At 65.5% G+C, this 24,613-nt stretch carries 24 protein-coding genes and 1 other RNA gene; 5 read left to right on the forward strand and 20 right to left on the reverse strand.

Annotated elements, in window-relative coordinates; genetic code table 11:
* Position 1 precedes the first annotated feature (1 nt).
* A complete protein-coding gene (gene mnmA / locus HKW67_RS08980; RefSeq protein ID WP_171225064.1) occupies positions 2-1,162 on the forward strand; it encodes a tRNA 2-thiouridine(34) synthase MnmA in 1,161 nt (386 codons plus the stop codon).
* Between the two features lie 137 nt (positions 1,163-1,299).
* On the opposite strand, the gene HKW67_RS08985 is transcribed toward mnmA, so the two are convergent.
* From HKW67_RS08985 to HKW67_RS09010, 6 genes are all read right to left on the reverse strand, one after another.
* Complete coding sequence (locus tag HKW67_RS08985) at positions 1,300-2,592, reverse strand: dicarboxylate/amino acid:cation symporter (protein WP_171225065.1); 1,293 nt, start codon at positions 2,590-2,592, stop codon at positions 1,300-1,302.
* A 47-nt stretch (positions 2,593-2,639) separates the two neighbouring features.
* Positions 2,640-3,182, reverse strand: a complete 543-nt coding sequence (locus HKW67_RS08990) for a hypothetical protein (RefSeq protein WP_171225066.1) — start codon at positions 3,180-3,182, stop codon at positions 2,640-2,642.
* Positions 3,182-4,324, reverse strand: coding sequence for a DnaJ C-terminal domain-containing protein (locus tag HKW67_RS08995; RefSeq protein ID WP_171225067.1), 1,143 nt, complete (start codon positions 4,322-4,324; stop codon positions 3,182-3,184). Before HKW67_RS08995 ends, HKW67_RS08990 begins: the two co-directional genes overlap by 1 nt.
* A gap of 13 nt (positions 4,325-4,337) precedes the next feature.
* Positions 4,338-4,880, reverse strand: coding sequence for a nucleotide exchange factor GrpE (locus HKW67_RS09000; protein WP_171225068.1), 543 nt, complete (start codon positions 4,878-4,880; stop codon positions 4,338-4,340).
* Positions 4,881-4,989: 109 nt separating this feature from the next.
* Positions 4,990-6,270 (reverse strand): competence/damage-inducible protein A, encoded by a 1,281-nt coding sequence (locus tag HKW67_RS09005; protein ID WP_171225069.1) that lies wholly within the window; start codon positions 6,268-6,270, stop codon positions 4,990-4,992.
* Between the two features lie 87 nt (positions 6,271-6,357).
* Positions 6,358-6,993 carry a PEP-CTERM sorting domain-containing protein gene (locus tag HKW67_RS09010; RefSeq protein WP_171225070.1) on the reverse strand — a complete coding sequence of 212 codons (636 nt, stop codon included), beginning with the start codon at positions 6,991-6,993 and terminating at the stop codon, positions 6,358-6,360.
* A 43-nt stretch (positions 6,994-7,036) separates the two neighbouring features.
* On the opposite strand from HKW67_RS09010, the gene HKW67_RS09015 reads away from it, so the two are divergent.
* Positions 7,037-7,279, forward strand: coding sequence for a hypothetical protein (locus tag HKW67_RS09015; RefSeq protein ID WP_171225071.1), 243 nt, complete (start codon positions 7,037-7,039; stop codon positions 7,277-7,279).
* Between the two features lie 190 nt (positions 7,280-7,469).
* Here the strand turns inward: HKW67_RS09015 and HKW67_RS09020 are convergent, their stop codons facing one another.
* The 6 genes from HKW67_RS09020 to dnaX all read right to left on the reverse strand — a co-directional run bounded on the left by HKW67_RS09020 (position 7,470) and on the right by dnaX (position 12,540).
* Complete coding sequence (locus HKW67_RS09020; RefSeq protein ID WP_171225072.1) at positions 7,470-8,144, reverse strand: CDP-alcohol phosphatidyltransferase family protein; 675 nt, start codon at positions 8,142-8,144, stop codon at positions 7,470-7,472.
* A gap of 45 nt (positions 8,145-8,189) precedes the next feature.
* Positions 8,190-8,867, reverse strand: coding sequence for a GTP-binding protein (locus HKW67_RS09025; RefSeq protein WP_171225073.1), 678 nt, complete (start codon positions 8,865-8,867; stop codon positions 8,190-8,192).
* A 13-nt stretch (positions 8,868-8,880) separates the two neighbouring features.
* A complete protein-coding gene (locus HKW67_RS09030; RefSeq protein WP_171225074.1) occupies positions 8,881-9,369 on the reverse strand; it encodes a roadblock/LC7 domain-containing protein in 489 nt (162 codons plus the stop codon).
* 353 nt (positions 9,370-9,722) lie between these two features.
* Positions 9,723-10,313 carry a recombination mediator RecR gene (gene recR / locus HKW67_RS09035; RefSeq protein ID WP_171225075.1) on the reverse strand — a complete coding sequence of 197 codons (591 nt, stop codon included), beginning with the start codon at positions 10,311-10,313 and terminating at the stop codon, positions 9,723-9,725.
* A 10-nt stretch (positions 10,314-10,323) separates the two neighbouring features.
* Positions 10,324-10,638: a YbaB/EbfC family nucleoid-associated protein gene (locus HKW67_RS09040; protein ID WP_171225076.1), complete on the reverse strand. Its 315-nt coding sequence runs from the start codon at positions 10,636-10,638 to the stop codon at positions 10,324-10,326.
* Between the two features lie 33 nt (positions 10,639-10,671).
* Complete coding sequence (dnaX, locus tag HKW67_RS09045) at positions 10,672-12,540, reverse strand: DNA polymerase III subunit gamma/tau (protein ID WP_171225077.1); 1,869 nt, start codon at positions 12,538-12,540, stop codon at positions 10,672-10,674.
* An 89-nt stretch (positions 12,541-12,629) separates the two neighbouring features.
* Here dnaX and ffs point away from each other — a divergent pair.
* Positions 12,630-12,726: signal recognition particle sRNA small type (ffs, locus tag HKW67_RS09050), an RNA gene on the forward strand.
* 69 nt (positions 12,727-12,795) lie between these two features.
* Here the strand turns inward: ffs and HKW67_RS09055 are convergent.
* The 8 genes from HKW67_RS09055 to tal form a co-directional block, all read right to left on the reverse strand.
* Positions 12,796-13,842, reverse strand: coding sequence for a threonine aldolase family protein (locus HKW67_RS09055; RefSeq protein ID WP_206044657.1), 1,047 nt, complete (start codon positions 13,840-13,842; stop codon positions 12,796-12,798).
* Complete coding sequence (locus HKW67_RS09060) at positions 13,839-14,876, reverse strand: YihY/virulence factor BrkB family protein (protein WP_330998934.1); 1,038 nt, start codon at positions 14,874-14,876, stop codon at positions 13,839-13,841. Before HKW67_RS09060 ends, HKW67_RS09055 begins: the two co-directional genes overlap by 4 nt.
* Positions 14,782-15,303 (reverse strand): YtxH domain-containing protein, encoded by a 522-nt coding sequence (locus HKW67_RS09065; protein ID WP_171225079.1) that lies wholly within the window; start codon positions 15,301-15,303, stop codon positions 14,782-14,784. The genes HKW67_RS09060 and HKW67_RS09065 overlap by 95 nt, the downstream gene beginning before the upstream one ends.
* Before the next feature lie 90 nt (positions 15,304-15,393).
* Positions 15,394-16,812 carry a class II fructose-bisphosphate aldolase gene (locus HKW67_RS09070; RefSeq protein WP_171225080.1) on the reverse strand — a complete coding sequence of 473 codons (1,419 nt, stop codon included), beginning with the start codon at positions 16,810-16,812 and terminating at the stop codon, positions 15,394-15,396.
* Between the two features lie 184 nt (positions 16,813-16,996).
* Entirely contained in the window at positions 16,997-18,385 is a 1,389-nt protein-coding gene (locus HKW67_RS09075; protein ID WP_171225081.1) for a glucose-6-phosphate isomerase, read from the reverse strand.
* Between the two features lie 60 nt (positions 18,386-18,445).
* Positions 18,446-19,237: an MBL fold metallo-hydrolase gene (locus HKW67_RS09080; protein WP_171225082.1), complete on the reverse strand. Its 792-nt coding sequence runs from the start codon at positions 19,235-19,237 to the stop codon at positions 18,446-18,448.
* 46 nt (positions 19,238-19,283) lie between these two features.
* Entirely contained in the window at positions 19,284-20,789 is a 1,506-nt protein-coding gene (gene pyk / locus HKW67_RS09085; protein WP_230981158.1) for a pyruvate kinase, read from the reverse strand.
* Positions 20,776-21,936 carry a transaldolase gene (tal, locus tag HKW67_RS09090; RefSeq protein ID WP_171225083.1) on the reverse strand — a complete coding sequence of 387 codons (1,161 nt, stop codon included), beginning with the start codon at positions 21,934-21,936 and terminating at the stop codon, positions 20,776-20,778. Before tal ends, pyk begins: the two co-directional genes overlap by 14 nt.
* Positions 21,937-22,166: 230 nt before the next feature.
* Between tal and HKW67_RS09095 the strand changes: the two genes are divergently transcribed.
* Entirely contained in the window at positions 22,167-23,645 is a 1,479-nt protein-coding gene (locus HKW67_RS09095; protein ID WP_171225084.1) for a S41 family peptidase, read from the forward strand.
* A 148-nt stretch (positions 23,646-23,793) separates the two neighbouring features.
* The gene (locus HKW67_RS09100) at positions 23,794-24,549 is read left to right on the forward strand and encodes a hypothetical protein (protein WP_171225085.1); all 756 of its coding nucleotides are present in this window, start codon (positions 23,794-23,796) and stop codon (positions 24,547-24,549) included.
* The last annotated feature ends 64 nt before the right edge of the window (positions 24,550-24,613 follow it).

Raw genomic sequence — 24,613 nt, forward strand, 5'->3', positions numbered from 1 at the left:
CATGTCGAGCGCATCGGTGCACGGCGTATTGCCGCAGAAGGGTGAGCGCGTCCTCGTCGCGATGAGTGGCGGCGTGGATTCGTCGGTGGCGGCGGCCGTACTCGTGGAAGCGGGATGCGACGTGGTCGGCGTGACGATGAAGCTGCACGAGGACGGCAAGGATATTCCCGACCGTCCCTGCTGCTCACTGGACAGCACCAGCGATGCGCGACGCGTGTGCGAGAAGCTCGGCATCCCGCACTACGTGACCAACCTGGTGGATCGCTTCGGACACGATGTCCTCGATGACTTCGTGCAGGAGTATGCACGGGGCCGTACGCCGATCCCCTGCGTGCGCTGCAACACGTTCACGAAGTTTCGCGACCTGCTGCACAAGGCCGACGACATCGACGCCCCGTGGCTCGCGACCGGTCACTACGCGCGCATGGGCTCACGTGCGCATGGCGCCGATGCGCGCGTGATGTTGCGAGGGCTCGATCCGGCCAAGGATCAGAGCTACTTCTTGTGGGGCATCGAGCGCGCGGTGCTGTCGCGCCTCGTGTTGCCGGTGGGCAATCAAACCAAGGCGGAAACGCGCGAGATCGCGCGACGCTTCGGATTGCGCACGGCCGAGAAGCCGGAGAGTCAGGATATCTGCTTCGTGCCTGACGGCAATCATGTGCGCGTGCTCGAGGAACAGCTTGGCGCCGACGCCCCTGCCCTCTCGGCTGGCCCGTTGCGTTTGGTGAGCGGCGAAGTGATCGGCGAGCACCAGGGGTTTGCGCGCTACACGATCGGCCAGCGAAAGGGGCTGCCGGGTGGATTCGCGGAACCGATGTTCGTAGTGGAGATCGTACCCGGTGAACGCGCGGTGGTGATCGGTCCACGCGAGGCATTGCTTGGCCGCGGACTCGAGGCGCGTGAGCTCAACTGGTTGGTCGAGCCGCCGGTGGTCGGTGGGCAGGTCCAGGTGCAAGTGCGTAACCGCGCGGCCGCCGCGCCGGCTACGATCGTGCGATTGTCGGGCGACGCCATTGAACTCGCGCTCGACGAACCGGTGCACGCGATCTCGCCGGGCCAGTCACTGGTGATTTACGACGGCGACATCGTAGTCGGCGGCGGCGTGATTGAACGCGGAATGCGTACGGCGCCGAGTCGACGACTGCCGATTCTGGCGGCGTAGTGGTTCAGCTCTACGGTTGCTGAACTGATCACGCAGAGATGCAGAGTGCGCAGAGGTCGCAGAGCAATGCAATTTTGTTCTCTGCGACCTCTGCGCACTCTGCATCTCTGCGTGAACTTTTCAACAGGCTAACAGGCTCACTCCGCCCTCGCCGTAAGCTCGCCCGCCGGCACCGTCATCACGGCGACCAGCATGTCGGCGGTGACGTTCAGCAGCGTCTTGAACATGTCGGGCAGCGTGTCGAGCGCGATCATGATGCCAATGCCTTCCACCGGTAGGCCGATGCTGGTGTAGAGCGGCACCTGCAGCAGCATGCCCCCGCTCGGGATGCCGGGCGTACTGAAGTTGAGCACCACGCTACTGGCGGCTACCAGCGCGATGCTCGACACGGGCAGATCGACGCCGTACAGCTTGGCCACGAAGAGCGCGCCGACGACCCAGTAGATCGCACTCGTGAGTTTGAACACCGAGGCACACAACGGCAGTACGAAGCCGGTGGCGGTAGCCGGTAAGTGCAGCACATCGGTCGCGCCTTTCACCATTGCCGGCAAGGACGCGAGTGAACTGCGCGTACCCATGCCGACCACCTGCGACGGGATCAGCGCGCGGGCAAAATCGCGCAGTGGCACGCGTCGCGTAACGCCCATGACGCCATAGAGCGCCGCCGTGGCGATCAGATGCAGCACGATCACCACCATGAAGTAGAAGCCGATAGCACCGAGCACCGACGTGCCGAGCTTCTGTCCGAGGACGGTGGCCAAGGCAAGAATGCCGATCGGCGCGATGGCCAGCATCCATCGCACGACGACCAGCATGGTGTCGGCCATACCGCGAAAGAACGCCAGCTGGGCCGCGCGTGGTCCGTCGCTCACTTTGCCCAGCGCGAACGCGTAGAGCAGCGTGAACAACACGACAGGGAGCAACGTGCCGTCGGCGGCGGCCTTGATGGGATTGAGCGGAATCAATCCAAGAATCCACGTGCGCAGCGACAGTGCGTCGGCGGGCGGAATGTCGATCGTCGCCGTCGCGCGCAGTCGCGCGGTGGCCTCGGGATCGAGTACCAGCGTACCGAACCAGGGCGGTGCAACCAGCGCGGAGAAAATCGCGCACGCGATCGCGAGTCCAAGCATCCAGCCGAAGGCTTTGGCGCCCACGCGGCCCGTCATGCTGGTATCGCCGCCACCCGCGACGCCCACGATCAGGAGCGGCACCACCAGCGGAATCACCGTCATGCGCACCGCGTTGATCCACGCGGTGCCGACGACGTCCAGTACGGCGATCAGTCCGCGCGTGAAGGCGGACGGCGACGCTTCGTGCGAGAGCCACATGCCGAGCGCGAGGCCCACCAACAGGCCAAGCGTGACCTGAACGGCCTGCGATCTCAGCGGATTGCGGCGGGGAGTGTCGGAAGAACCGTGAGCAGCGGACATGCGCGCGAACCTACTTCGACGCGCACGACTGCGCGAGCAGCACGGGGCTAGAAGCCGAAGCCTGCCGACCAGGTGATCACTTTCTTGCCGTGCGAAGACGCACCGGCCTCGTCACCGAGACGCACGTAGTAGCCGATTTCGCCTCCAAGAGCGAGCAGCGGCCAGAAATGGACGGCCCCTCCCACATAAGTCCGACGCGCCGTCGCATTGAGCGGATCGCCGAACGTGCGGATGATGCCGCCGGTGATGGCGCTGCCGGTGCCCATCGATCCATACGACTTCGCCAGTCCGATCGAGGCGCCTGCTCCGCCGAGTCCAACCTTCGCCACGGCGAGCGCGCACAAATCAATGCGATCCCCTTCGTACACCATGCCGCCGCCGTACGAAAGCGCCCACTTGAACGGGGCCCCGTACGTCACACCACCCATGCACTGATCGAAGCGCCAGCGCATTTCCGGTGTGCTCGGCGTTGCCGGTGCCGTCGCGCCGGCCGCAGTAGGCGTGACCTGCGCCTGAGCCAGCGACGCAATCGCACTCGTGCATGCACACGTGAACGCCATTGCCGTGGCGACCCGACGCGACGTGCGCATCAGAACTTCATCCCACCAGCTTCCGCGAACTCGCGCATCGCCTTCTCCTGTGCTTCGGTCAAGGACTCTGGAACGGTGATGGTGACTTCGACCAGCAGGTCACCCTTCTTGCCGTCCTTCTCGATGCCTTGTCCGGTGATCTTGAAGCGCTTGCCTGCCGAGGTGCCGGCCGGAATGCGAATGGCGACCTTCTTGTCGTCGAGCGTCTTCACGCTGATGCGCGAGCCGAGCGTGGCCTGCGCGATGTTGATCGGCACGGTCGCGATCAGATCGAGTCCATCGCGCTTGTAGAAGCGATCGGGTGTCACCGTGAAGGTGATCACGAGATCGCCCGCCTGACCGCCAGCGGCGCCTTTGCCACCCTGCCCGCGCAGGCGGACCTTGGCGCCCGTTTCCGCACCAGACGGCACGGAGATGAGCACTTTGCGCGAGACGCGCGTGTCTCCGGTACCACGACAGGTCGGACAACGTTCCGTCGGCACACTGCCACGACCCGAGCACACCGGACACGGACGATTCACCGCAAAGCTGCCCTGTCCGAAAGAGATCACGCCGCGGCCGCTGCATTCGCCGCACGGACGCAGCTGTGCGCCCGGCGCTGCGCCGTTGCCATGGCAGGTGGCGCACTCCTCGTTGACTTCGATGTCGACGGGCACTTTGCCGCCGACGGCGGCCACGCGGAACGGCACTTCGACCGTCTGCTCGACCGACTGACCGCGTTCGGGACCGCGCGCGCGCTGACGCCCTGCACCGGCCGCACCGCCGAACATCGACGAGAACAGATCGCCGAGTCCGCCGATGCCACCGACATCGAAGTCATTGAAGGTGCCCGCGCCGGGTTGCCCGGGACGCGCGGTGCCCGACGCGCCGGGACGCGACGACGAACGCGCGCCACCGAAGCCGCTCATCCCGCCGAAGGCTCCGAGGCGCCGCATGTCGTCGTATTCCTTCCGCTTGTCCGCATCACCGAGCACGTTGTGCGCCTCGGAGATTTCCTTGAAGCGTTCAGCCGCCTTGGGATCGTTCTGATTGGCGTCGGGATGATGCTGCTTCGCCAGTCGCCGGTACTGCTTTTTGATCTCGTCGGCGGTTGCCGTCGACGAGACCCCGAGTACTTGGTAGAAGTCCTTCGCGTTGGCCATGCTCACTGCGCCCTCAGGCGCCGGTCCACTGCTTCACCACCACGCGCGCCGGACGGAGCACGTGGCCATTGATGACGTAGCCGACCTGAAAGCAGACGGCGACGATGCCGTCTTCCTCGGGCTGCGACGCGGGGGCGGTACTGACCGCTTCATGCATCGCCGGATCGAAGGGATGGCCGGTCGGGTTGATGACCTCGAAGCCGTGTCCGGAGAGCGACTTGAAGAGTTTTTTCTCGACCAGCTGCATGCCGTCAATCACCGACTTCGCGTCGACCGTGGCGGGATCGACGGCGGCGAAGCGGGTGATGTCGTCGAGGCCATCGAGCAGGCCGCGCACGAGTTCTCCCTGGGCGCGCCAGCCCGCTTCCTGCCGTTCCTTCACGGCACGACGGCGGAAATTGTCGTACTCGGCGGCGAGTCGCAGATACTTGTCCTTCTGCGATTCGAGTTCGCGCTGCGCCTGCTGCAGGTCGTCACCGTCTTCGAGCGGTGGCTGCACGGTAGCGGTTTCCCGCGTTTCCATCGGATCCATGTTGTCCACCGGAGCGTCAGACATCGGGTCGGTCATGATGTGCGTACGAGAGTCGTCAACGTAAAGTTTGCGTGGCGTGGCGTGGCGCCTAGCCGAAAGAAAAGGACTGCGGGGCGCGGGCGTCAGTCCCGCCTCAGCCCCGGGCCGTCCATCCCACGGGATCCTGGTCGCGTTCGAACGCGCGACGCAGACGATCGAGCGCTAATTGCGCTGCCCGATACCGGATTTCCGAGCGGTCGCCCGGCAGGATGGCACGTACTGCACGGACCTCGCCATCGAGGTCGATCGCCACCCAAACGGTACCCACGGGCTTCTCCGGAGTGCCGCCGTCGGGGCCGGCGATTCCGGTGATGCCGATCCCGATATTCGTGCCGAAGCGCAGGCGGGCCCCCGTGGCCATGGCGCGCGCGACTGGCTCGCTGACGGCGCCGTGCTCGTCCAGATCGCCCTGTGCGACCCCGAGCTCACGGACCTTGACCGCATTCGCATACGCGATCGTTCCGCCCTGCACGACCCGGCTGGAGCCCGGCACGGCGGTCAGGCGCATGCCCAGCATACCGCCGGTGCAGCTTTCGGCCACGGCGAGCGTGAGGCCGCGTGTCGCGCATTCAGTGAGCATGAGCGCGGCCAGATCATCGTCGCCTTCGCCGTAGATGAAGCGGCCGACTTTCTCGCGCACGAGCTGCGCGGCCCCGGTGAGCGTCGCCTCGGTTTCACGGGCCGGCTGCGTGTACGACGTGAGTCGCAGATCGACCCCGTCGTTGCCGGGGAGGTAGGCCAAGGAGAGTCCGTTCACCCCGCGGGCCAGCTTACCGAGCTTATCGGCGAGCGCCGACTCGGCGATGTTCGCGGTGCGCAGCGTGCGCGCGCGAATCACCGGGCCACCGGCGGGCAGCCGGTCGCGCAGATGCGGAATCACCGTATCGGCCAACATCCCGCGCATTTCGCGAGGCACGCCCGGGAGCATGGCGACCCAGCGCTGCTGCGCGTCCTCCAGCCAGATGCCGGGGGCGGAGCCATGGCGATTGGGCAAAATCGTGCAGGCCTCCGGCACCATGGCCTGTTGGCGGTTGCTGGCCGGGAGTTCATGGCCGAAGCGCTTGAGCCACCGCTCTTCGAGGCTTTGGAGAATCGCGGCGTCCAGGACCATGCCGCGCCCGAAGATCGAGGCGATGGCCGGTTTGGTCATATCGTCGGCGGTGGGGCCGAGGCCGCCAGTGGTGATGACCGCGCCGGTGCGCTCGAGGGCCTCCCGCACGGCGGTGGCGATGGAATCGGCATCATCGCCGCAGGTGGCGCGGCGTACGATGCGCACGCCGAGGGCCGCCAATTCGCGCGCGAGATGCGCGGCGTTCGTGTCGATCGTGAAGCCGAGCAGGAGCTCGTCGCCGATCGTGACGATTTCGATGTTCATGGAGGAAAAATACCACCAAGGACAACGGCGCCGGCGAGCTGAGCTCGACCGGCGCCGTAGGACTGCTCTACTACCGCGTGGTGCGGGTCAGACCGAGCGGCGGCGACGACGCTGCACGGCGAAGAGACCGGCAAGGCCGGCGGCCATGAGCGCGTAGGTGGACGGCTCGGGGACGACCGTGGATTCGAAATTGATCGTGTTCGACGTCCGTCCATAGCCGACGGTGACGTTGTCCACGTAGTTCACGTTAGTTCCGGTAAAGTCGGGCCAGCGACCCTGGTCGACCTGGACGGCCTTGACTGTGGCCTGCGAGAAGTTGAGAGCACCGCCTGCACCGTTGCAGGCGCCCAACCAATCAGCCAGCGACTGCCGACGATCGTCAAAGCCGGCGCTAAGGCCAGAGGTGCTGCAGTCGCGGAGCAGCTGACCGCCGCCGGAACCGGTCAGACGGAGAAAGAAGCCGGTGTTACCGGCCGGCGACGAACCGACCGCCGTCAGATCTCCGCTGTTGGTCCAGTTAGGTGCGCCGCTGTTGGCATACCAGCCGAGATTGAAGGTCCGCGTCAGACCAAGATACTGCGCGTCAAAAATCAACCGGATCGTCGGGCTGGTGTTGACCGGATTGGTGCCAAGGTAATCGAAGCTCAGCGAGGATAACTGCGCCAGGGTTCCCGTGACCGTCGAGCCGCACATATACACCGCCGGCTGCGCGAAATTGGTCATTTGTAGTTCGAGGGACCCATTGCCACTGCGAGGCTGTGCCCCGGTGATCGCAATGTTGGCGCTATTGCCCGCGCCACTTGCGAACGACGCGTTGTACACGCAGTTCGACACGTCATTGATCGACGTGATCGTCTGGGCATTCGCCACGCTCGACAACGTGAGTGCGAGAGCGGAAACGGCGAGAAAACTCTTCATGCAATGTCCTGTGGAGGGGGGGCAGGACCAGGCCGTGCGCGCGATGGACAATGCACGCAAAGGTCAAGGTGAAGAAAAGTTAAGCAATTAAAATACCATATCTGTGATGGAATACGCCCTGTCCCTCGTCCTCCTACGACGAACGATGGAAACTTTGCGAGAGCACATTTGTGTTGTTCACGACCGACACTTTGTGTGGCGCTATCACCTCAGACGTACGGTTCCGGTCGCTACCGATCTATGCGCTGACATGCATCCGGCACAGACGAGCTCGGCGGCGCTCAGGCCAGCCGCGCGACCTGCTTCCCGTAGCGGCGCAGATACAGCCACAGACTCCACACCGTGAGCACCAGCGCGCCGATCATGCTGGTGACGCCCACAAAGCCGTTGAAGTAGGCGAACGCCTTCCAGGCGCTGTCCCCTTCCCACCCCTCGCGGGCGGCCAGCGTGGCGGCGAAGAACCAGAAATAAGCGGCGCCGAGCCACAGGCTCTGGAAGGTCGTCTTCCACTTGGCGGGGCCGATCGCCGAGATCACCAGGCCACGACGCGCGGCGACTTGCCGGAACACGGTCATGAAGGCTTCGCGGCCAAGTACCACCAGCACGATCCAGAGCGGCAGGGACACGGCGCCGAACGGCGTCTGGAACAGCAGTGGCGTGGGCTGCGGCATCGTGCCGTCAGGCACCAGCAGCGTGTAGTGCCTCTGCAGCCAGTACATCGGGATCAGCGTGGCCACGAGCAGCAGCTTGTCGGCGAGCGGATCGAGGAGGCGCCCGAGGTCGGTCACGAGATTGCGCGACCGGGCGAGATGGCCGTCCCAGTAGTCGGTGACGGCGGCGATCGTGAACAGCAGAAACGCGATCAGACGCGCGGTCCACGACGTGGTGAACGGCAACCACGCAATCAGCGGCGTCAGGGCGATGCGGCCCAGCGTGATTGCGTTCGGAAGGTTCACAGGAGTATCGAGAGGCGGGAGGACCGGTGCCCGCCACGCCCGCGGCTATGCGAGCGTTTTGAGCACCAGCTTGGAAACGGCTTTCAGGGTGTCGAACACGCCGTCGCCCGTCACGGCTACGGCTTCGAACGTCGGGACGCGCTCCACCCATTCCCCGGTCGGCAACTGACTGACCAGAAGCTCGCCCGGCTTGAAGGGATCCGCTACCGCCCGCATGCGAGTCGGGTCGGTCACTTCCCAGCCGGGATTGAGCATGGACTGCAGCTCCGCGAGCGGGGCCGCATTGGGCAGATCACGCTTGTTGTACTGAATGACAAACGGCATACGCGTGAGGTCGTAGCCATACGCCGCCATGTTGTCATACAGGTTCTGCATGGACTCGAGGTTGGCCTCGGCGCGCTCCACCTGTGAGTCGGCCACGAACACCACACCATCGACGCCCTTCAAGATGAGCTTGCGACTGGCATTGTAGTAGACCTGACCGGGCACGGTGTACAAATGGAATCGCGTCCGGAAGCCGCGGATCGTGCCCAGATCGACCGGCAGGAAATCGAAAAACAGGGTGCGTTCTGTTTCCGTGGCCAGCGAGATCAGTTTTCCGCGGGTGTTGGGTGACACCTTGCCGTACACGTACTCGAGATTGGTCGTCTTGCCACCGAGCCCCGGACCGTAGAACACGATCTTGCAGTTGATCTCTCGGGACGCATAGTTGATCATCGACATCGATTACGGCCCCTTACTGAAAAAGCCGATCGATCTCATCCTCGGCGCCGGCCAGGAATCCCGGCGGCGGCGTGGATGCGGACCCGCCGCGGGAGAAGACGCCTTCAAATGTCTTCGTGAGCTCGTCGACGGCCGACTTCATACGCAATCGGACGAGACCGAGCGTAGTGCGGTTGTCGAAGAGCACGACGAGGATGACGCGTCGGGCGATATCGGCGAGATACATCGACTCCTTCTCGCCCTGATGGAACAGGACGTTGAAGTCGCTTTCGCCGATGAGCCGAGCCAGCTGATCGTTGGCACTGAAATCCGCTGCCGTGAGCGTGGCGAAGGCGGTCGCGTCGAAGTTGGGTGGCTCGCCGACCGTGGCGACCAGCTGTCCACTCCGGTCCACGAGCAGGGCGCAACGCGCCTTGGCGTCGTAGAGGAAACGCTGGAGCGTAATGGTGATGGCCCCGAAGTCGTCCTCGGTGAACGACCAGGTGGCGGCGCCGACAGACATGAACGGTGGGTCGAAGGGATCAGGTTCCGCAGGCCAGCGTCACATGGCCGGCATGCGGGTCCGTTAGGAACGTAACAGCCGTTCTGTCCGGCGCAGAACCCCTCGGGCCTTGCGACGCAGCAACGGATGCGGTTCCCACTGGAGATAGTCACGAAGGAGCCGCGCACTATCAACGCTTGGATGCGCCCGAAGGTAACCGAGCGCCGCAAGCCGGCTCGTCGCGTCTGGATGAAAGAGGGACCGACGATGCCGGTGCTGGTGCGCGCTCCAACCCATCAGGCCGACGGCGACGCCGGCCACGAGCCCGGTGGCGAGCATACCGACCAGGCTCCACCTGGCATCCTGACGCCGCATCAGAGCATCTCCCGACGGGCGGACAACGCTTGGGCGATCGTCACGCCATCGGCATATTCGAGATCGCCGCCGACGGGCAGGCCGCGGGCGATGCGGGTAATCCGTACGCCGCGCGCCAGCAGCTGCCGTTGGACGTACAACGCGGTCGCTTCGCCTTCGAGCGATGGATTCGTAGCCAGAATGACCTCCTTGACCCCTTCGGGTTCGATCCGGGCGAGGAGGTCGCCGATGGCCAGATCGTCAGGCCCGACGCCATCCAGGGGCGACAGGCGCCCACCCAGCACGTGGTAGAGTCCGCGAAATTCGCCCGCCCGCTCGATCGAGGCGATGTCGGACGCTTCCTCGACCACGCACACGATGGCGGGGTCGCGCCGCGGATCGGCACAGAGCGCGCACAGCGGCGACTCGGTGAGGTTGTGGCACCGGTCGCAGGCGCGCACACGCTCGGTGAGCAGCACGAGCGCTTCGGCCAGCCGACGACTCTGCGAGTGTGGCTGCCGCAGCAAGTGATAGGTGAGTCGGAGCGCGGTCTTGCGGCCGATGCCGGGGAGCCGCGCCAGCTCACTCGTGAGATCGTCGATGACGCTCAACGGGGGGCGATCAAAACGGAAGCTTGAACGGCAGATCGATGCCGCCAGTGACTTTGCTGAGCTCCATCTGCATGGCTTCGGCCGCCTTCTTCTGCGCTTCGGCGACTGCGACGACGATGAGATCTTCGAGCATCTCGATGTCGTTGGCGTTCACGACCGTCGGGTCGAGTTTGATGCGTTTGAGCTGCATCTTGCCGTCGACGTCGGCCGCCACCATGCCACCGCCAGCGAGTGCCGAGAACGTGCGCTGCGACATCTCGTCCTGCATGGTCTGCATGCGCGACTGCATGTCCTTGAACTGACCCATCATCTTGAACAAATCCATGACTGTTCCTTGGAATCGGTAGTCGAGTAATCGTTAGTCGAGCAATTCGAGGTCGAGCGCTCGCACGGCGGCTTCGAGCAACGGGTCTTTCGACGAGAGTTGCTCGGTGCGTTGCTGCTGCACGTCGTGGGCGGTGAGGCGTTTCGTGGTATCGCGCGGCGCGCGGGACTGCGCCTGCGCGCTGGCATTCACGGACGACACCACTGTTACCCCAGTGACGCCGTCAAAGCACGCCTGCAGCGCAGCCAGAATATCCGGGCGCGCGCCATCGGCGGCACGGGCGAAGGTGTCGTCGGCAGGATCATAGGTGAGGGCGACGCTGCCGTGCGCCGAAACGGATGCCGGGACCAACCGCGCCACGGCTTGTGCCAGCATGCCACGTCCGGCGGTTTTGATGGCGTCACTCACACGTTCCCAGCGCGCCTTCAGCTGCTCGACCGTGGGCGGCGGTCCCACCCGTGGCGCGGCGGCAGCGGCCCGCGGCGTGGGGCGCTGCTCGGCCCGCTGTGGGGCGGCGGCCGCTTCCGCGACCTGCTGCGTCGCCGACCGCGGCGGTGCCACGAGCGGCGCGGCGACGAGCGGTGATGCGACCATCGCTGGCGCGGTCTGGGCGAGAGCGGGGGCGACCGCCGGCGGCGGGGAGGGTGGGATCGCATGCGCCGATGCGACGCGCGCCTCGTGCGCGACGCGACGCGGCGGCGGATCGTCGTGACCACCGGTGCCGAAGCCCTTGATGACCTCTTCGAGTTCCACCGTACGATCGAGCAGGGCGAAGCGCACGAGCAACGTTTCCAGCAAGAGCTGCGGCTGGCCGCTGCGACGATACATCGGCTCGATCTCGAGCAGCGCGTGCAGCATGCGCAGCAAGTCGCCGGCGGAGACTTGTCCCTTTCGCTCAGTGAGCGCACTGCGCATGCGCTCCGAGAGCTCGGGTGGTACGCCACCGAGGGCGATCGTGAGCTGCGCTCGCAACATGCGGCCGATGCCGGCCAGCAACAGCATGAGATCAACCCCGCCGTCAGCCTGACGCTGCACGGCGCCGAACACGTCGACGGCGCGACGCTGGGCGATGATATCGAGCAGCAGCAGATACTCTTCTTCGGGGACGAGCCCCAACGCGGTGCGCACGCGCTCCGCCGTGACCTCGGCCGTCTCGCCGAGCGACAACACCTGATCGGTAAGCGACAACGCGTCACGCAGCCCACCGTCGGCCGCGCCGGCGATCATGCCCAACGCATCGGGCTCGAAGCGCACGCCCTCTTCGGTGAGCACCGCCGCCAGCCGTTCACGGATCTCCGCGGGGCCGATGCGCTTCAAATCGAATCGCTGCAGTCGCGAAATCACCGTCGGGAGCACCTTCTGCGCCTCGGTCGTGGCGAAGACAAACACCACGCGTGGGGGCGGTTCCTCGAGCACCTTGAGCAGCGCGTTCCATGCATCGCGCGACAGCATATGCGCTTCGTCGATGATGTAGACCTTGTAGCGGTCATCACCGGACGGCGCATACATGGCGCGCTCGCGCAGCTCGCGGGCATCGGCCACGCCACCATTCGACGCGGCGTCAATCTCGACGACGTCGAGCGACGCACTTCCACTCCAGATGCGCTGACAGCTGGTGCATCGGCCGCACGGTTCACCGGCGGCGGCCATCGCCTCGCTGAACTCGGTGGCGGCAGCCGTCCCGCTCATCCGTCGGGCGTCGGCGAGCTCCTCACAGTTGAGCGCCATCGCCAGCACACGGGCCAGCGTGGTCTTGCCGGTCCCCCGTGGACCGCAGAGCAGATACCCGTGCGCGACACGCCCACTGGCGATCGCGCCCTTCAGGGTATTGGCGACATGTGACTGCACCGCCACGGTAGCGAAGTTCCGTGGGCGGTATTTGCGGGCGAGAGCGAGCGACATGCCTCCAATCTACACAGCCGACTCGAGGGCGGAGGACGGGATCTCCTACCGGTACCACTTCGCGCGGCGGGTGGTTACCTTTTTCTTGCTCCGGGTCCCGGAGGGCGACAGCCCGCCAAATCCGTCAGGACCCCGAAGGTAGCAGCGGCACGTGGAGTCTGGCGTCGCTTCGTCAGGCCCGGAGCACTGCGCACGGGAGGATTCGCTCGAAAGAGCGGACCTCCCGTGCGCTTTTTTTGTGCCCATGCCGTGCGGCTAGGCCAACACCTCGGACAGCGCCTGCGCGATTTTCGGCCCGTGCTCGGCGATGAGCCCGATCGGTGCATCGAGGTGGGTCACCGCGCGCACCCGGCGGTCGTGCCATTTGTAAATCCGCACGCCGAGCGCGGCCGCCCGCGCGATGACGTCGTCGGCGCGCGGACTGGGCAAGTCGATCATGACAATGTTGGTGTCGGGCATGATGACTTTGGCCCCGCCGACTCCATCGACGAGATGCGCGAGATACTTCGCGGCTTCATGGTCTTCGGCCAGCCGATCGAGATGATGTTCGAGGCCGTACAGCGCGCCGGCCGCGAGGATACCGCTTTGCCGCATGCCGCCACCAAAGCGTTTCCGGGCGCGATGCGCACGCGTGATGACGTCAGCGGGACCGGCGAGGCACGCGCCGACCGGGGCGCCCAGTCCTTTGGAGAAGGACACCATGACGGTGTCGGCGCAGGCGGCGAAGGCGGCGAGTGAAGTCCCCGTGGCGGCGGCGGCGTTCCACAGGCGTGCGCCGTCGAGGTGCACCGCGAGGTTGAACCGACGCGCGACCGTGGTGAGGGCGTGCAAGTCGTCGCGCGTTGTCACGACGCCACCAGCTCCGTTGTGCGTGTTCTCGAGACACACCATCGAGGGCTCGATGCCATCACTGGACGGTGCCCGCATTCCTGCCATCAGGTCGGCGGCCCGAAAGACCAGCGCGGCGCCGCGCAACGGACGCACCTGCACGCCGCACAGCGCGGAGGTGGCGGCGACTTCCGAATGGATGATGTGCGCCTCAGCGTCGAGGAGAATCTCGGTGCCCGGCGTGCTCTGCACCCAGATGGCCGCCTGATTGGCCATGGTGCCACTTGGGAAGAACAGCGCGCGCTCTTTGCCGAGTCGTTCGGCCACCGCGGCTTCAAGCCGGCGCGTGGTCGGATCACCGTCGAGGACATCGTCACCGACTTCTGCGTCGGCCATCGCGCGACGCATCGCGGCAGAAGGCCGGGTCACGGTATCACTGCGCACATCGAGCAACGGAGCGGCGAACTGGGTCACGGACGTTTGGTGGGTGGGCGTTTATTCGGCTTGACGCGCGCGGGCGTGGTCGAGGCGGCGGCACGAGCCGCAGCCTCTGCCTGTTGCAGGGCCGCCAGCTCATTCCGCCGCAGATCGAACGCCTGCGCGACCTCGCCGCCGATCAGGAAGAGCAGCGAACCGTAATATGTCCAGAAAACGATCGCGACGATGGCGGCAATCGTGCCCGTGTAGAGCGAACTCGGATCGAATCGGGCCACGAACAGCACGAACAGGTGTCGGGCGATTTCGAAAAGTACCGATGCGGTGACTGCGCCGACGGCCGCCGTACGTATGCTGGGGCGACGGCGCGGAAGACCCCGATACATGGCATAGAAGAGCACGAATACGACTGAGAGTGCGGCCAGTCGTCCGAGGAGGTAGCCGACGAATCCCATCGCTTCGGTGCGCAGTCCCGTTTCTTGCAGCAAGGCCAGCCCGCGCGTGGTGGCGAGATCGACGTACGTCGAAATCACGACGTAGACGACGATAGCTACCGTCGCGATGATGGTGGCGAGAAAATCGAAGACCTTGCCGGCAACGATGCCGCGATCGGTGCCGTCGAAAATCAGCGCCAGCACACTTCGTAGTGATCCGAAGAGACGCGTAGAGAACCAGGCGAAGCCGATCGCCGAATACGCCGTGACGGCGCCTCGCGTCTCGAGCACCTCGGCCACCACGCCGCGCAGTAGCTCACCCGCTGAGTTGGCGCCGCTCGGAAGCAAACGATCCACAAGAGCGGTCACCGTATTGGCGGCGGCCGTGGTCTCGCTGCCAAGCAGCAGCGACAAGCCGGAGATCAGCAGTAGCACGAACGGCAGAAGGGCGAGCAGGACATTGAATGCCAGCCCGCCCGCCAGAAACAGCACATTGTCCTCAGCGCCTTGATTCCAGACGCGTCGGACAATGTCCCACCAGCTTTCAGCCTTCGCCCGGAGCGCCAGCGGATTCCTCCCCGGAGCTCGAGACCATATCGTCGGGCGCGGCGGTGTCATCCGGCCCCTGGCGGCGACCATGATCGCGGTACGCCCGGCGGCTGTCCGCATAGGCGCGCTTGCTGTCGGCCACGGCACGTTCGAGTTCAGATCGCGCCTGCGCTGCCGCATCGCGTCCGGCCGACACGGCGTCGCCAACCGCCTGCACACGTGAATTCACCGCATCGCGCGCACGGCCAACCTGCTCGTCGAACTGGAAGCGGCTCTTCTCGACGGTATCGGCCACCTTCTCGCCGAACTCATCGGTCATGTCCTTCACCTTGCGTCCGGCGCGTCGCGCTTCGTCCTGCAGGCGCTGCCGGGTTTCGGCACCACTGGCCGGCGCAAACAGCAGCGCGGCCCCTGCCCCGATCGCGAGACCAAGCAGAAAGGTGCCAATGCCGTTCGCGCCATTCTCACGTTCGATCACGACCACGCGATCATCGTCGTACTCGTCGTACCGGGCCATATCACACCTCGCAAGCAGTGATGAGTTGCGTATCGGGAGCGGGGATCACGCCGTTCCGGCGCGATCCACTCCCGACACCATACTGACAACTCAGTCCGAAAGATCCGCGTCGTCCGGGGCGGCCACGATGGTGCTGGCTCCCGTCGGAAACGGGCGATGCTGCTCAGGTATCGTGACGAACTGCTCGACAATCGCGCGGGTTCCGGCGATGCCCAGCTGTTCGAACAGGAATGTGAACTTCTTGTCGTACGCCGCGCCGAGCGCGCCCCGCACGTCAGCGGGTAACGCCCACAACTGCTTCTTGAACGGTCCGATCGATTTCTTACGCGCCTTGTAGTAGAACTGTTCGTCGGTATCCGTCGCCTTGCGTTCGTCCTTGGCGTTGGTATCCAGCCATGCATACATGTCGGCCCGCAGCGCGGCCGGGATGTGATCGAACATCATGGTCTGGAAATTCGTCGCGAGATGGATTTCCGCCGTCTCGAGCCGTGGGAAGTTGCTGAACGCGGCGTCGGGCAGCGTCGACGCGCCGTGCTGTACTGCACCGGCCATGCCATAACGATCACGACCGATCTTCGAGAGCTTCTCGAGGGTGTCGAAATCGAGGGCGACCTCGGCAATGGACCCATCGGCGAGCACGATACCGCCGTGCGACGTACCCGACTGTACCGAGATCTTGGAGAGCCCAGCCGTACCCGGCGCCTGCGTCTCGAGCGTGGCCTTGAAGCCGTCCATGAACGCTTCGAGCTCTTCCGGCGTGCTGTTCTCAGTCCCGACTTCCCCGATCTCGCCGCCGATGGAGATCGTCACGCCGGCTGGCTCAGCCGCACGCACGAAGCGGGTGATGTCCACGCACACGTCGTAGTTGAGACGCTGTTGTTCGGCGAGCGTCTCCTTGGAGAGATCGACCAGCGTCGATGTGTCGACATCGATGTTGTAGAAGCCAGCAGCGACGGCCTCGGTGACGAGTGCCTTGACCGCGTTCACTTCGGTGATGGGATCGACCGCGAACTTCTTGTGGTTGACCTGGAAGTGGTCGCCCTGAATGAACACCGGTCCGCGATAGCCTTCGCGCAGCGCGGCGGCGAGAATCACCGACACATACTCGTCGGGGCGCTGTTCGGTGTAGGCGATTTCGGAGCGGGCAATTTCGAGAATGAACGCGCCGGCCTGCAGCGTGTTGGCCGTGCGGAAGATCGCGCGCGTCGTGTCGTAGGTGAGCGCGCGGATGTTCATCGCGGGTACAGTGAAACCGCTGCACTTGCCTGCTCCACGTGCGACGTACAGCTCATGGATCGACGCGGCACGAACACCGACGGTCTGACCCAGCTCCCACACGAGCCAGCGGGCGAAGGTACGCTCGCCTTCGTTCCCGAAGACAGCCTGATGAACCAGCGCGTCCATGTGCGCGGAGGTCAGGACGGCGGCGTCATGCAGCTGGACGCGCCCACCTTCCACCGTAACGGCACCGCCAAACAAGGACGTCGTGGGTTTCGTGGTATCGGACATTCGTGTCGTGGATCCTGCCCAGCGCGAGCCGGAGCGGGTCAGGGTGAATGAGCGACGACTCCGGCCTACCGGAGCCCGTCGCGTCTGCCAGGGAAAGTTCCCACTACAGGGATGGGTGCGGCAAGTCCGGGATTCCCCTTCAGGCCGGTTGGCGTTGCACGTCGCCGCGTGGTGGGACGATCGATCACACGCGGTAGCGCGGGTCCGGCTTGGGGAGTGCATCCCATTCGGCGCGCGCCTGCTCACTCCCAGCTCGGCCGAGCATGGCATAGGCGAAGTTCTTACCCAACTCCACACCCGGCTGATTGAAGGCGTTCACCTCGTACAGCACACCGGCGTAGGCGGTGGCCAGCGCGAAGGTCTGCATGAGCGCGCCCAGGTGAAACGCGTCGACCGTGTCGATGGCGAGCGTGGCGTTGAATCGTCCGCGGGCCGCCAGCGCCCCAGCCGTGGCGCGCTGCTCGATGTCGATGAGTTCACCGAGGGTGTGTCCAGCGAGATAGCTCAACTCGGGAATGTCGGCGTGACGTGTGGGAATCATGCCGTCGCGCTCGCGCCCCTTCACCGTGATGAAGGTGACGGTCTTGTCGAGAGGGCCCTCCATGAACAGCTGCACTTGCGAATGCTGATCGGTGGCGCCGACGGCCGGCAGCGGCGTCGGCCCCACGGGTGTGCCGTCGCTGCGCAGCTTGCCCAGTGACTCGGCCCACAACTGCACGAACCAGAGCGCGAGGTCGCGCAGCGGATCGGCGTAGGGCATCAGCACCTGCACCGATCGTCCGTGGGCCGTGTCCGCGATGTGCTGCAGCACCGCGAAGGTGCCGGGTAAGTTCGTGGCAAGATCAGCGCTCGCGGCCCTCGTCATGACGTCGGCCGCACCAGCGAGGAGCGCCTTGACATCGATGCCTATCAGAGCCGCCGGGAGCATACCGACGGGCGACAGCACCGAGAATCGGCCACCCACATTCGGCGGCACCTCGAGCGTCGTGATGCCCTCGGCGCGAGCGATCTTGCGGAGCGCGCCAACCTCGGGATCGGTGATGAAGACGAGATGCTGACGTGCCGCGTCTTCTCCCACCGCGCGCGCCAGTGCCTCTCGCACGATGAGATACTGCGCCATCGTTTCCACCGTGCCGCCGGACTTCGAAATCACCAGCACGAGCGTGCGGGACAGATCGAGCCGGGCGAGCGTGGCGGCGATGGTGGCCGGGTCGACGTTGTCGAGCACGTGCAGGCGAGGGTGGCCGCCGCGGGCGTCCGCGCTGAGGGTATTCCACGCCGGCGGCCGAAGCGCGGTACGCAGCGCGATGGGGCCGAGCGCCGAACCGCCGATGCCCAGCAGCAACACGTCATCGAACCGGCCCCGCGTCTGCTCGGCAACGGCCAGCGTGGCGTCGCGCAACGCCTCGTTCACCGGGAGGGTGAGGAAGCCGAGTTCGGCCTGCATGGCGTGCACGTGCGCGTGCGCTTTGGCGAAAGCGTCGGACGCATCGGTGAGCTGCGCGGCCGTGATACCTGCGCCATGCGGCAGCGCCGCACCCATCATGTTCGTGAAATCAAGCGACAACGACATGGCAAGACACTCCGACAACGCGTGAGAGCTATGACGAAACGAACGAAGCGTGTGACTGGCTTACGAACAGGTCACGACCAGACCGTCGTACGCGGGCTCGACACCGGCGGGCAACTCGGCGGCAAGCGCGGCGTGCGCGTTGTCGTGCGTGAGGTGCGTGAGCAGGGTGCGCTCCGCGCCGATCTCCTGCGCCACCGCCACGGCCTCGGCGATCGAGAGATGCGTGGGATGCGGATGGCGCAACAGGGCATTCAGCACCAGCACGCGTACGCCCGCGAGCGCGGTGCGCGCCGTGTCGGGCAACAGCTTGGCGTCGGTGATGTAGGCGATGTCGCCGACGCGGTACCCGACCACCGACGCGCGACCGTGGGGCACCGCGATCGGCAGGACTTCGGTGTCCTTCACCGTGAACGGCACGCCAGCCTCAATCGGCATGAGCGTACCTTCCGGGCGTGTCGTGCCGGGTAACGGACGAAACTGCTCGTCCATGATATAGGGAAAGCGAGCGCGCAACGTGTGCAGCGTGGCCGCTTCCCCATACAGCGGCAGCGAGGTGGCGCGGCGGATCGTGAACGCGCGCAGATCGTCGATCCCGTGAATGTGGTCGGCATGCTCGTGCGTGTACAACACGGCATCGATGTCGTCGATATCGGCCGCCACGAGCTGCAGGCGCAGTTCAGGCGGGGTATCGATGAGCAGTCGAGTGCCACTCGCGGTCTCGATCACGGCACCGCAGCGTGTGCGCTTGTCGCGCGGATCGGTGGAGCGGCAGACGACACAGCCGCAACCGATCTGCGGCACCCCGAAGCTGGTGCCGGTTCCCAGAAAGGTGAGGCGCGCGGATGCGGTCACCGATGTGTTCAGCGACCGTACCCTGGCGAGACTTCGACCAGTCGCATCACACCGTTTCGACCTTGAGCAGATTGGTCGTGCCCGGGACGTCGAACGGCACGCCAGCGGTGACCAAGACGCGGTCGCCCTTGGTCACGAGGCCCATGTCGAGCGCCTCACGCAGCGCCATGGCCACCATGTGATCGTACCCGCGTGCGGTGGGCACCAGGCGCGGCACAACACCCCAGACCAGCGACAGCTGGCGGCAGACGCGCGGTTCGTCGGTGAGCGCCAGAATGGGCACACTGGGACGGTGCGACGACACGATGCGCGCCGTGAATCCACTCTTCGTGAAGACAACGACGAGCGGAGACTCGAGCATGCGCACCGCGGCGACGGTGGCGGCCGCGATGGCTTCTTCCGTGTTCACGCCGCTGGTGGTGCGACGCTCGGCGCGATTGGCGATCCCGGGACGCGGATGCGTCTCGATTTCGGTGATGATGCGTCGCATCGCTTCAACCGCAAGACGCGGGTAATGCCCCGCCGCTGTTTCGGCGGACAGCATCACGGCGTCGGTGCCATCGAGAATCGCGTTGGCGACGTCGCTGGCTTCGGCGCGCGTGGGGCGCGGATTGTCGATCATCGACTCGAGCATCTGCGTGGCCGTGATGACAGGGCGGCCCATGCGATTGGCGAGTGCGATGATGTCCTTCTGCGCGTTCGGCACCTGCTCGTACGGCAGTTCCACGCCGAGATCGCCGCGTGCCACCATGACGGCATCGGTGGCCTTCATGATCTCTTCGATGTTCTGCAGCGCGATGTCCTTCTCGATCTTCGCGCAGATGAGCATCGACTTCGGGATCAGTTCACGGAGCTCTTCGATGTCCTGCGCCTTGCGCACAAAGCTGAGCGCGACGGCATCGAGTTCGTGCTCCACGGCGAAGGTGAGATCGGCCCGATCCTTTTCGGTGAGCGACGGCGCCGAGACGGCGATGCCGGGGAGATTCATCCCCTTGTTGCTCGAGAGCAATCCGCCGTGGACCACCGTGGCCGTGACGCGGGGCGCTTCGACCTTGGTGACGACGAGCTCGAAGAGTCCGTCGTTGATCAGCACGCGATTGCCCGGCGAGACGTCGTGGCAGAGATCGGCGTAGGTGATCGGGATTTCGTCACCGGCGGCGATTTCCTCGGGCACCAAGACGACCGATGTACCGGGCTCGAGCTCGCGCTTCTCGGGCAGGACACCGATGCGGATGCGCGGGCCCTGCAGGTCGCCAAGAATCGCGACCGGACGACCGAGCTGTTCGGCCACTTCACGTACCGTGGCGATCGTCCGGGCGTGCTGCTCGTGCGTGCCGTGCGAGAAATTGATGCGAGCGACATCAAGACCAGCCTCGATCAGCGCGCGAACGCCTTCGGCCGAATTACTGGCCGGGCCGAGCGTGCCGACGATCTTCGTGCGCGGCACATGCACCCGACGGAAGGCCGATGGCGCAGATCCTTCGGACGTCGTTGCCGCGGCGCGCTCAGGTCCCGTGCGCGGGATGGTCAGGACATCATCAGAGGCTGGCAACAGCGGGTGCTCCGGTGGAAGACGCAGTGTTCGCGAGCGCGGCGCGCTTGCGATTCAAGCCAGACAACAGCGTGACGAACGAATGCTCGAACGAGGCCAGCCCTTCGGCCAGCAGCGTGTCGGTCACCGCCTGCACCGACACGCCCTGCGACTCGAGGGCCGACAAGACACGCTCGGCGTCGGCGACGTTTTCGGCGACTGAGGCGCGCACGTCGCCGTGATCGCGGAAGGCTTCGAGCGTGGCCGGCGGGAGCGTGTTCACGGTGTTGGTGCCGATCAACTCCTCGACGTAGATCACGTCACGGTAGGCCGGGTTCTTGGTGCTCGTGCTGGCCCACAGCGGACGCTGCACCTGCGCGCCGTGCGCGGCAAGCGCGGCCCACCGTGGGCTGGAGAAGCTGGCCGTGAACAGCCGGTAGGCGAGCTTCGCATTGGCGATGGCGGCGCGCCCCTGCAGCGCGTTGAACGTGTCGGCGGCGGCGGGATTGGCGGCCGCCATGCCGGCGAGCTGCTTGTCGATGGCGGAGTCGACGCGGCTGATGAAGAAGCTGGCGACCGACGCGATGCGCGCGACCGGCTGACCGGCGGCGGCGCGGTCTTCGAGACCAGCGATGAAGGCTTCGATGACACGGGCGTGCGCGTCGATCGAGAAGAGTAGCGTGACGTTGACGTTGATGCCGTCGGCGATGAGCTGGCGGATGGCTTCGGCGCCTTCGTGGGTGCCAGGCACCTTGATCATCAGATTGGGACGATCGACGATCTGCCAGAGGCGTCGGGCTTCGGCCACGGTGCCGTGGGTGTCGCGCGCCAGATCCGGAGAGACTTCGAGCGACACATAGCCGTCGATGGCATCGGTCTGCTCGTACACGATGCGGAAGGCGTCACAGGCATCACGCACGTCGGTCGTAGCAACCACTTCGAAGGCCTCGCGATCCGAGCGGGACCCGTCGAGCGTCGCGAGCTGCGCATCGTACGCGGCTCCCTCGGCGAGGGCCTTCTCGAAGATCGTTGGGTTCGAGGTCTGCCCGGTGAGTGCGTCCTCGCGGATTCGGCGCGACAAATCGCCGTTCGAGAGCATGGCCCGATCGATATAGTCGAGCCAGAGCGACTGCCCGGCCGCGTGCAGAGCGTGGAGACGAGTAGACATGGTATTGGATGAGGCGCGAACAAAGTGTGACCGCACAACCTTTCATGGTAATGTGCTACACCGCTCCCCGGCGAGGCCGCGCGGTGCCGGATTATGGATCGTCACGATTTCGTGTGCCTGATCGTGTGCCCGCGGTCGCATTCCCGCTTTTAGAATGCGCATTTTCATGAAACACTGCTCACCTCTGGTCGTATTCGTCCGGAGTGCTCGACCACCCTCTTCCCGACACTGTGCGCTGCTTCGCCTTCCATCACCTGCTTCCGCCCCTCCGGCGCGAGGCGCCGCTATTCCTGCTGGCCGCCGCCCTGCTCGGGGCATGCCGTGGTGCGGTCGCGCCTTCTGCGCAACCTCCGGTGCCAAGTCGGTCCGTAGCGACCTCGACGACGCTCGGGGCCATGCCCGCGGCCTGTGGGCCGGTGGCGGGAGCCGTGTCCGCGTCACTGGCCTCGACTCCGGTGACCAACCCGCTCGTGACCTTCGACAGCGCCTGGAGCATTATCGGGCGCACCCATTGGGACACGACCTACAACGGGGTAAACTGGGCGGCCCTTCGGGCGGAGCTGCGACCGAAAGCGGCGGCCGCCACGACGACCGGCGAGTTGCGGGCAGTGCTTTCCGACATGGTCGCCCGCCTCAAACAGTCGCACTTTTCGATCATCCCGCGCGAGATCGCCGACGCATCTGGGAGTGGCTCAGGGAGCGGCGCGAACTCCGCTCCAGACCATAGCGGTTCCATCGGCGCCGAGGTGCGGTATCTCGACGGTACGATCGTGATTGCGCAGATCGATCGCGACGGTCCGGCGGCCCGGGCGGGCGTGCGTACTGGCTGGCGGGTGCAGTCGGTGAATGGGTGCCCGATGTCCGCGCGACTGTCCCGCATGCCGAAAGAGCCCGACGCGCGCCGTGAGGCACTCACCGCCTACGCCATTGCCACTCAGGCTTTGGCTGGCGCCGTGGGCGACAGCGCGACGGTGGTTTTCGCCGACGAGCGCGGACGTGAGCGGACGGTCCGCGTGGCGCGCGCTCCGGAGCCTGGGGCGGTCGCGAAGTTCGGCAATCTGCCCGCCATGAACGCCCAGCTCTCGTTCGACCGGGTGACGTCGGCCGGCAAGACCGTCGGCATCATCCGGTTCAACATCTGGATGCCGATTCTGTCGCCCCAGTTCGACGCGGCGGTCGATGCGCTGCGCGACGCCGACGCCATCGTGCTGGACGTCCGGGGCAACTTCGGCGGTGTGGGTGGCATGTCGATGGGCATTGCCGGCCATTTCCTCGACAGCACGCGGACGATCGGCACGATGATCCAGCGGGGGGCTACGCTCAAGTTCGTGGCGAATCCGCGCCGGGTGAACACGCGTGCGCAGGGTGTGTCGCCGTACGCGGGCCCACTGGCGATCGTGGTGGACGAACTGTCCATCAGCACGACCGAGATCTTTGCCGGCGGCATGCAGGCGCTCGGCCGCGCGCAGGTGTTCGGGGTACAAACGTCGGGTCAAGCGCTGCCCTCGGTGCCCGAGCGGCTGCCGAACGGCGACATCTTGTATCACGCGATTGCCGACTTTGTAAACCCGTTCGGCAAGCCGCTGGAAGGGGCGGGCGTGACTCCCGACCGGGTGGTTCCGCTCACCCGCCAGTCGTTGCTGGCAGGGCGCGATCCGGCGCTGGATGCGGCGATCGCGTGGGCGGTTTCGCAGAAGGTGAGACAGTAACGGCGAAGTAGGCCGTAGGGAGTAGGGAGTAGGGAGTAGGGAGTACAGAGTACGGAGAAGGGCGTGTTAGAGTAGGGCGTGCAGCGTTGTTGCTTTTGTTGGACTCATCCAGTTCGCTTTCCACCTCCCGCGTTTGGAGATGCGTGACATGAAGACTGTACGTTCGTTTGCGGTCGCTGCGGCGGCCCTGGTGTTATCGTCAGCCTCGCTGTCGGCGCAGGCTGTGCCGTCGGCCACCGAGGTGCTCGCGAAGTACGTGGCCGCCATCGGTGGCAAGGACGCGATCATGAAGATCACGTCGCTCAAGCAGACATCGACGATGCAGGTGCCGGCGGTGGGTTTGACCGCCGAGGTCGAGGCGTATCAGGCGGCGCCGAACAAGATGGCCACGAAGAGCACGATCCCGGGCGTTGGCGAAATGCTGCAGGGCACGAATGGCGTGGTGGCTTGGGATGCGAATCCCATGCAGGGGCCGCGCTTGCTGGCGGACAAGGAACTGGCCCAGACGCTCGAAGGCGCCGACTTCTACGGCAACATGCTGTACCCGGTGGACCGCTTCTCGAAGCTGGAGAATCTCGGCGTCGCCGACTTCAATGGCGAGAAGAGCTACAAGATCAAGCTCGTCCGCAAGGATTCGGGGCGCGAGACCACGCAGTATTTCTCGGTCGCGACGGGGCTCATCGTAGGCGCGGAAACGGTGCAGGAGTCGCAGATGGGGACGATGCAGGTATCGTCCACGCTTTCCGACTACAAGGAATTCGGCGGCGTGAAGTTCCCGACGAAGACCGAAGTGAACATGGGTGCCAACAAGTTGATCATGACGATCACCAACGTGGTGATCAACGGGGCGCCGGCGGCGGCGTTCGAGATCCCTGATGCCGTCAAGCCGTTGATCAAGAAGTGACGGTGCGCGCCCGGGGGAGGTCCTTTTTGTTGACTTCCCCCGATCGCCTCCGAGATTGAGGCAC

The organism is Gemmatimonas groenlandica (assembly GCF_013004105.1).
Classification (GTDB): domain Bacteria; phylum Gemmatimonadota; class Gemmatimonadetes; order Gemmatimonadales; family Gemmatimonadaceae; genus Gemmatimonas; species Gemmatimonas groenlandica.

What these genes read in the sequence shown, in the direction of transcription:
- mnmA (WP_171225064.1), top strand. Translation starts at nt 2, where the DNA reads ATGTCGAGCGCATCGGTGCACGGCGTATTGCCGCAGAAGGGTGAGCGC.
- HKW67_RS08985 (WP_171225065.1), bottom strand. Translation starts at nt 2,592, where the DNA reads ATGTCCGCTGCTCACGGTTCTTCCGACACTCCCCGCCGCAATCCGCTG.
- HKW67_RS08990 (WP_171225066.1), bottom strand. Translation starts at nt 3,182, where the DNA reads ATGCGCACGTCGCGTCGGGTCGCCACGGCAATGGCGTTCACGTGTGCA.
- HKW67_RS08995 (WP_171225067.1), bottom strand. Translation starts at nt 4,324, where the DNA reads ATGGCCAACGCGAAGGACTTCTACCAAGTACTCGGGGTCTCGTCGACG.
- HKW67_RS09000 (WP_171225068.1), bottom strand. Translation starts at nt 4,880, where the DNA reads ATGTCTGACGCTCCGGTGGACAACATGGATCCGATGGAAACGCGGGAA.
- HKW67_RS09005 (WP_171225069.1), bottom strand. Translation starts at nt 6,270, where the DNA reads ATGAACATCGAAATCGTCACGATCGGCGACGAGCTCCTGCTCGGCTTC.
- HKW67_RS09010 (WP_171225070.1), bottom strand. Translation starts at nt 6,993, where the DNA reads ATGACCAATTTCGCGCAGCCGGCGGTGTATATGTGCGGCTCGACGGTC.
- HKW67_RS09025 (WP_171225073.1), bottom strand. Translation starts at nt 8,867, where the DNA reads ATGTCGATGATCAACTATGCGTCCCGAGAGATCAACTGCAAGATCGTG.
- HKW67_RS09030 (WP_171225074.1), bottom strand. Translation starts at nt 9,369, where the DNA reads ATGTCTGTCGGCGCCGCCACCTGGTCGTTCACCGAGGACGACTTCGGG.
- HKW67_RS09040 (WP_171225076.1), bottom strand. Translation starts at nt 10,638, where the DNA reads ATGGATTTGTTCAAGATGATGGGTCAGTTCAAGGACATGCAGTCGCGC.
- dnaX (WP_171225077.1), bottom strand. Translation starts at nt 12,540, where the DNA reads ATGTCGCTCGCTCTCGCCCGCAAATACCGCCCACGGAACTTCGCTACC.
- HKW67_RS09060 (WP_330998934.1), bottom strand. Translation starts at nt 14,876, where the DNA reads ATGGTCGCCGCCAGGGGCCGGATGACACCGCCGCGCCCGACGATATGG.
- HKW67_RS09065 (WP_171225079.1), bottom strand. Translation starts at nt 15,303, where the DNA reads ATGGCCCGGTACGACGAGTACGACGATGATCGCGTGGTCGTGATCGAA.
- HKW67_RS09070 (WP_171225080.1), bottom strand. Translation starts at nt 16,812, where the DNA reads ATGTCCGATACCACGAAACCCACGACGTCCTTGTTTGGCGGTGCCGTT.
- HKW67_RS09075 (WP_171225081.1), bottom strand. Translation starts at nt 18,385, where the DNA reads ATGTCGTTGTCGCTTGATTTCACGAACATGATGGGTGCGGCGCTGCCG.
- tal (WP_171225083.1), bottom strand. Translation starts at nt 21,936, where the DNA reads ATGTCTACTCGTCTCCACGCTCTGCACGCGGCCGGGCAGTCGCTCTGG.
- HKW67_RS09100 (WP_171225085.1), top strand. Translation starts at nt 23,794, where the DNA reads ATGAAGACTGTACGTTCGTTTGCGGTCGCTGCGGCGGCCCTGGTGTTA.